Source organism: Curtobacterium sp. UCD-KPL2560, from assembly GCF_001705035.1.
Lineage (GTDB): Bacteria > Actinomycetota > Actinomycetes > Actinomycetales > Microbacteriaceae > Curtobacterium.
This window is the reverse complement of the sequence record NZ_MCIG01000020.1, coordinates 37,011-43,100: the sequence shown is the minus strand read 5'-3', so window position 1 is coordinate 43,100 and position 6,090 is coordinate 37,011. Positions and strand designations below refer to the sequence as shown.

The following is a 6,090-nucleotide window of genomic DNA, read 5'->3' as shown; positions in this document are numbered from 1 at the left end:
CCCGCCTGACCAGCGGGACCCCCTGACGGACGGGAGGCGCGGTGCCAGCCGGCACCGCGCCTCCCGTCCGTCGTCCGGTCCCGCCCACCGCGCGCCGGCTCGTCCCCGGTCCCTCCCCCGTGCCCTGGGTCGCGAAAGCGACAGATCGTGCTGAACCATCAGCGGCGATCTGTCGCTTCCGCGGACAGGACGGGCGCGCGGTCCCGCGATCTGTCGCTTTCGCGGGACGGGCCCGGGCCGGGCCGGGCCCGGCCGGGCCGGGCCCGGCCCGGCCGCGCGCTACCCCAGGTCGGGCGAGTCGAGCAGCTCGGTCACGAGCGCCGCGATCGCCGAGCGCTCCGACCGCGTCAGCGTGACGTGGGCGAACAGCGGGTGTCCCTTCAGCCGCTCGATCACCGAGGCGACGCCGTCGTGCCGGCCCACCCGCAGGTTGTCGCGCTGGGCGACGTCGTGGGTGAGCACGACGCGGGAGTTCTGCCCGATGCGCGACAGCATCGTGAGCAGGACGTTCCGCTCGAGCGACTGCGCCTCGTCGACGATCACGAACGCGTCGTGCAGGGACCGACCGCGGATGTGCGTCAGGGGCAACACCTCGAGCATCCCGCGCTCGACGACCTCCTCGAGCACGTTCTCCGACACCAGCGCACCGAGCGTGTCGTACACGGCCTGTGCCCACGGGTTCATCTTCTCGCCGGCGTCACCGGGCAGGAACCCGAGTTCCTGGCCGCCCACCGCGTACAGCGGGCGGAACACCATGATCTTCTTGTGCTGCTGCCGCTCGAGGACGGCCTCGAGCCCGGCGCACAGCGCGAGCGCCGACTTCCCGGTGCCGGCCGAGCCGCCGAGCGACACGATGCCGATCTCCGGGTCGAGCAGCGCGTCGATGGCGAGCCGCTGCTCGGCCGACCGACCGCGGAGGCCGAAGACCTCGCGGTCGCCGCGCACGAGCGCCACCGACCCGGCGGTGTGCACGCGGCCGAGGGCGGAGCCGCGCTCGGAGTGGATGACGACACCCGTGTTCACGGGCACGTCCGCGAGCTGCGCCGAGGCGATCTCCTCGCGCTCGTACAGGTCGCTCATCTGCTCGCCGGAGACCTGCAGGTCGGTGATGCCGGTGTAGCCCGAGTCGACCGCGAGCTCGGCGCGGTACTCCTCGGCGGCCATGCCGATCGACGACGCCTTGACCCGCAGCGGCAGGTCCTTCGACACGACGACCACGTCGAGCCCGTCGTTCGCCAGGTTCGACGCGACGGCGAGGATCCGGGAGTCGTTGTCGCCGAGCTGGAGTCCCGAGGGCAGCACCGACTGGTTCGAGTGGTTCAGCTCGACCCGGAACGACCCGCCGTCGGCGAGGGCGATCGGGAAGTCGAGGCGTTCGTGCTCGATGCGCATCTCGTCGAGCAGCCGGAGGGCCTGTCGCGCGAAGTACCCGATCTCCGGGTCGTTCCGCTTGGCCTCCAGTTCGCTGACGACCACGACGGGCAGGACCACGGCGTGCTCGGCGAAGCGGAACAAGGCCCGCGGATCGCTGAGGAGCACCGATGTGTCGAGCACGTACGTGCGTTGGGCGACCGAGGTGGACGAGTCCGCGGTGGGGTGCTGCTGGGTTCCGCGCGAGACGTTCTGAGAGGTCACGACCACTCCATCCCCGGGCCGCGAGCAGCCCGGTCCATGTCCTCGACGCGGCCGTGGAGCGGGTCTCGAAGCACCGACCGTGGCCGCCTCGACCGGGCGCTGTGCCCGATGTGGCGACCGTACGTCCGGCCCGTGGCGTCCGACCCGCGACACGCTGCGCCCCAGGTTACGGTCGCGTGAACGGGACGGTGCGGGGTGCTACTGCATCGTGGCGTAGGACAGGCAGGCGTCCCGGAACATGTCGAGCGTCTCGTCCGTGGTGGACGCGAACACCGACACCCGGGCGACCCCGAGCCGCGTCGTCGCGGTCACGCCGTGGTTGTGGAACGCGGCGGACAGCGCGGTGAGCCGGCCCTGCGGCGGGCGGAGCGTGACGATCCCGGCACGCTCGCGCGGGTCGCGGCTCGACTCGATGACCAGGCCGAACTCGTCGGCGATGTCGAAGACACGCTCGACACGGTCGGCGACGACCCGCTCCACCTCGGCGACCCCGACGGCGACGAGCCGCTCGAGCGACACCGCGAGGCGCGCCTGCGCCACCGGGTCGACGCGGGTCATCTGGTAGCCGGCGGCGCCCGGCTTCACCGCGGGCACCTCGGTCGGCCACCCGGTGGTGCCGTGCGGGCCGGACAGCGCCGGACGCAGCCGGTTCAGGGCGCGGTCGCTGAAGGACACGAACCCGGTGCCCCACCCGGCGTGCAGCCACTTCTGTCCACCGGTCGCGACGACGTCGGCGGCCTCGTAGGGCGCGTCCACGACGCCGAAGCCCTGGATGGCGTCGACGACGAGCAGGCGGTCGCCGATGACCTCGCGGATGCCGGCGAGGTCGGCCAGGTACCCGGTCTGCCAGTCGACGAGCGAGACGGCCACGGCGGTGACGTCGTCGGTCAGGCGCGAGGCGATCAGCTCGGGTGTCATCCAGCCGGCGCCGGCCTCGACGACGACGGGCTGCACGCGGCCGCCCGTGGCCGACGCGGCGCTCGCGAGGGCGAGGGGCAGCGACGGGTACTCGTCCGCGGCCACGAGCACGCCGCCGGTCATGCCGAACGCGGCGTGCAGCAGGCCCGGGGTGGTCGCGGTCTGCGACACGACCTGGTCCTCGCGGCGGCCGACGAGCCGTGCGGCGACGGTGCGGACACGGGCGTCCTGCTCGTCGAGCGTCTCCATGGCGCCGAAGCGCATGTGCTCCTGGATGGTGCCGAGCACGCGCTGTTCCTCGAGGACGGCTGTCTGCACGGGACCGAACGCGGCGTGGTCGAGGTAGCCGGGCTCCTCGGCGAAGCCGGCCGCGTACTCGGTGGTGTTCACAGGGGCAACCTTCCGTGGGACGAAAACCCTGTGAGTCTACTGGGATGGACCGGTCCGACCGAACGCAGGCCACCAGGCGCACATCGGTCGCGCCGGGGCGGGTGCCCGCCGGCAGCCCGAGCACCGCCGGGCAACCGCCCGCCGGCCGCCCGAGCACCGCCGGGCAACCGCCCGCCGGCCGCCCGAGCACCGCCCGGCAACCGCTCGTCAGCCGCCGAAGCGCCGCGACCGCCGTCCGAAGTCGCGGACCGCGCGGAGGAAGTCGACCTGCCGCAGGTCGGGGTAGAACGCCTCGACGAAGTAGAACTCGCTGTGCGCGCTCTGCCACAGCATGAAGTCGGAGAGCCGCTGCTCGCCCGAGGTCCGGATCACCAGGTCGGGGTCGGGCTGCCCCTGCGTGTAGAGGTGGTCGCCGATGAGCTCGGGGGTGAGGACCTCGGCCAGGGTGTCGAGCGTGCCGCCGCCCTCGCCGTGGGCCCGGACGATGCTCCGCATGGCGTCGGCGATCTCCCGCCGTCCGCCGTAGCCGACCGCGAGGTTGACGTGCAGCCCGGTGTGGTCCTTCGTGCGTTCCTCGGCGGACTCGAGCGCGGCGACGAGGTTCTCCGGCAGGCCCTCGTTCGCACCGACGTGCTGCACCCGCCAGTCGCGGTGCTCGGCGAGCGTGCCCGCGAGGTCGGCGATGATGCCGACGAGCTCCTCGAGCTCCGCGCCGCCGCGCCCGGTCAGGTTGTCGGCGGACAGCAGGTAGAGCGTCACGACCTGCACGTCGACGTCGTCGCACCAGTCGAGGAACTCGGGGATCTTCGCGGCGCCGGCCCGGTGGCCGTGGGCCGCGGACTCCAGCCCGAGCTGCTTCGCCCAGCGCCGGTTGCCGTCGACGATCATGCCCACGTGCTTCGGCATCGCCTGGCCGTCGATCTGGCGGCGGATGCGTCGCTGGTAGGCGCGGTAGAGGATCCCGCTGCCTGCCCACTGCACCTTGCCCGCCACGGCACGACTGTAGTGCACCGTCGTGCCCTCCGTGCGATGCTCGGCTGCCGTTCGGCCAGCGCCCCTACTGTGTCGTCCCATGCAGGACGAGACCGCGACCCTCCCCCACGTCCCGTTCACCGAGGAGGCCTCCGCCGCGCAGGAGGCACCCCGGCCGGCCTGGCGTGGGTGGATCCACCTCGGCACGTTCCCCGTCGCGGTCGCGATGGGCGTCGTGCTCGTCACCCTGGCCGACAGCGCGGCGGCGAAGGCCGGCAGCGCCGTGTTCATGGCGACGTCCCTGCTGATGTTCGGCGTCTCCGCGACCTACCACCGGTTCCCCTGGGGACCGCGGGTGAAGGCCGTCCTCAAGCGGATCGACCACACGAACATCCTGCTGCTCATCGCGGGCACCTACACGCCGATCGCGATCTGCGCCCTGCCCCACCAGCTCATGGTGGTCGTGCTCTGGGTGATGTGGACGGGGGCCGCGCTCGGCATCGCGTTCCGGGTCCTGTGGATCGGTGCCCCGCGCTGGCTCTACGTGCCGATCTACCTGGTCCTCGGGTGCGCGGCGCTCGGGCTCCTGCCGCAGTTCTTCGCCGCGAGCGTCCCGATGACCGTGCTCGTGCTGTCCGGCGGCCTCGCGTACGTCGTCGGTGCGCTCGTGTACGGCTTCAAGCGTCCCGACCCGGCGCCGACCGTGTTCGGGTTCCACGAGGTCTTCCACGCGCTGACCGTGGTCGCGTTCGCCGCCCAGTGGGTCGGCGTGCTCATCGTGGCGCTGCACCCGGTGCGCTGACCCGGACCACCGTTCCGACGGTCCTCACGGACCGGGCCGTCCCCGGGGCGCCACCGGTCACGACCGCTCGGGACCACGTGACGGACGGGAGGCGCGTGGCGGGCCCGCCACGCGCCTCCCGTCCGTCACCGGGTCGCGACTAGCCGCGTTCGGTGTCGTCGCCGACGTCGGCCCGGCCGTCCTCGGCCGCACGCCGCTCCGGCTCGTCCGTCACGGCACCGGTGTCGCCGGCCTCGAGCCGCTCGCGCACCTCGGCGCGGTAGCGGGTGCGACGGATGCGTCGCGTCATGTCGACGACGAGGAAGATCGTCACGACGGCGACCACCGCGATCGCGATGAAGCCGACGACCCCGGGGGTGACGTCGACGTCGGGGACGACCGACGGGCTCGGGCTCGGTGCGGCGGCGGCGAGGGCCGTCAGGATGGTGCTCACGCGGCGTGCTCCTGGTCTGCCGGGATCCCGGCGAAGAGGTCGGACTCGGGCAACTCGGTGGGCACGCGGGCCTCGACGAGCTGGTAGTCCTCGGTCGGCCAGACGGTCGCGAGGAGGTCGTTCGGCCAGTAGAAGAACGCGCTGTCCGGCGGCACCTGGCTCGCGTGCGCGCGCAGGGCGGCGTCACGGGCGTCGAAGTACTCGTGCACGTCGACGTGGGTCGTCGCGAGGTCGGGCCGGTCGGCGAACCGCTCCACCCACTCGCGAAGTTCACCGAGCGCCGGGCTGTCGGGCTCGCGTTCCTGCAGGGCCTCGAAGATCGTGCGGAAGCGGCGGGGGTTCATCGTGCGCTCGTAGTAGAGCTTCGCGACCTCCCACGGCTCCCCCGCGTCCGGGTACTTCGCCGGGTCGGCGGCGTCGCGCCAGGCGGCCACGGAGACCTCGTGCGTGCGGATGTGGTCGGGGTGCGGGTACCCGCCGTTCTCGTCGTACGTGACGAGCACGTGCGGACGGAATCGACGGACCACGCGGACGAGCGCCTCGGTCGAGTACTCGAGCGGGACGGTCGAGAAGGTCCCGGGTCGCACCGTCTCACCCTTCTCGGCGTCGGGCAGCCCGGAGTCGTGGTAGCCGAGCCAGAGGTGGTCGATGCCGAGCGCGGCCTGCGCGGCGGCCATCTCGGTCCGCCGGTAGCCCGCCATGTCGCGGTGCGCGCGCGTGGTCGCCGGCTCGCCGAGCCGCTCGTTGAGGACGTCGCCGGCCTCGCCGCCGGTGCACGACACGACGAGGACCTGGTGGCCCTCGGCGACGTACCGGGCCGCGGTCGCCGCCCCCTTGCTCGACTCGTCGTCGGGGTGGGCGTGGACGGCCAGCAGGCGGTACGGCACGGTGATCCTCACGGGTGGCGAGCGGGACGGTGGTGGGGTGTCGGGCGGCGTCG

General features: G+C 73.0%; 6 protein-coding genes. 1 reads left to right on the top strand and 5 read right to left on the bottom strand.

Features of this window, described 5'->3' with window-relative positions; genetic code table 11:
* Positions 1 to 279: 279 nt before the first annotated feature.
* The 3 genes from BEP24_RS07210 to BEP24_RS07200 form a co-directional block, all read right to left on the bottom strand.
* Entirely contained in the window at positions 280 to 1,641 is a 1,362-nt protein-coding gene (locus BEP24_RS07210; protein ID WP_171898748.1) for a PhoH family protein, read from the bottom strand.
* Between the two features lie 192 nt (positions 1,642 to 1,833).
* On the bottom strand, positions 1,834 to 2,943 hold the full coding sequence (locus tag BEP24_RS07205) for an aminotransferase class V-fold PLP-dependent enzyme (RefSeq protein WP_065961824.1): 1,110 nt from the start codon (positions 2,941 to 2,943) through the stop codon (positions 1,834 to 1,836).
* Between the two features lie 207 nt (positions 2,944 to 3,150).
* Positions 3,151 to 3,936 (bottom strand): isoprenyl transferase, encoded by a 786-nt coding sequence (locus BEP24_RS07200; RefSeq protein WP_065961821.1) that lies wholly within the window; start codon positions 3,934 to 3,936, stop codon positions 3,151 to 3,153.
* A gap of 79 nt (positions 3,937 to 4,015) precedes the next feature.
* Between BEP24_RS07200 and BEP24_RS07195 the strand changes: the two genes are divergently transcribed.
* A complete protein-coding gene (locus tag BEP24_RS07195; RefSeq protein ID WP_065961817.1) occupies positions 4,016 to 4,717 on the top strand; it encodes a hemolysin III family protein in 702 nt (233 codons plus the stop codon).
* Positions 4,718 to 4,856: 139 nt separating this feature from the next.
* On the opposite strand, the gene BEP24_RS07190 is transcribed toward BEP24_RS07195, so the two are convergent.
* Entirely contained in the window at positions 4,857 to 5,150 is a 294-nt protein-coding gene (locus BEP24_RS07190) for a hypothetical protein (RefSeq protein ID WP_083230175.1), read from the bottom strand.
* Positions 5,147 to 6,037: a mycothiol conjugate amidase Mca gene (mca, locus tag BEP24_RS07185; protein WP_141693387.1), complete on the bottom strand. Its 891-nt coding sequence runs from the start codon at positions 6,035 to 6,037 to the stop codon at positions 5,147 to 5,149. Before mca ends, BEP24_RS07190 begins: the two co-directional genes overlap by 4 nt.
* Positions 6,038 to 6,090: the final 53 nt, after the last annotated feature.

Excerpts from the sequence above, each read along its gene's own strand:
- BEP24_RS07195 (WP_065961817.1), top strand. The coding sequence starts at position 4,016 with ATGCAGGACGAGACCGCGACCCTCCCCCACGTCCCGTTCACCGAGGAG.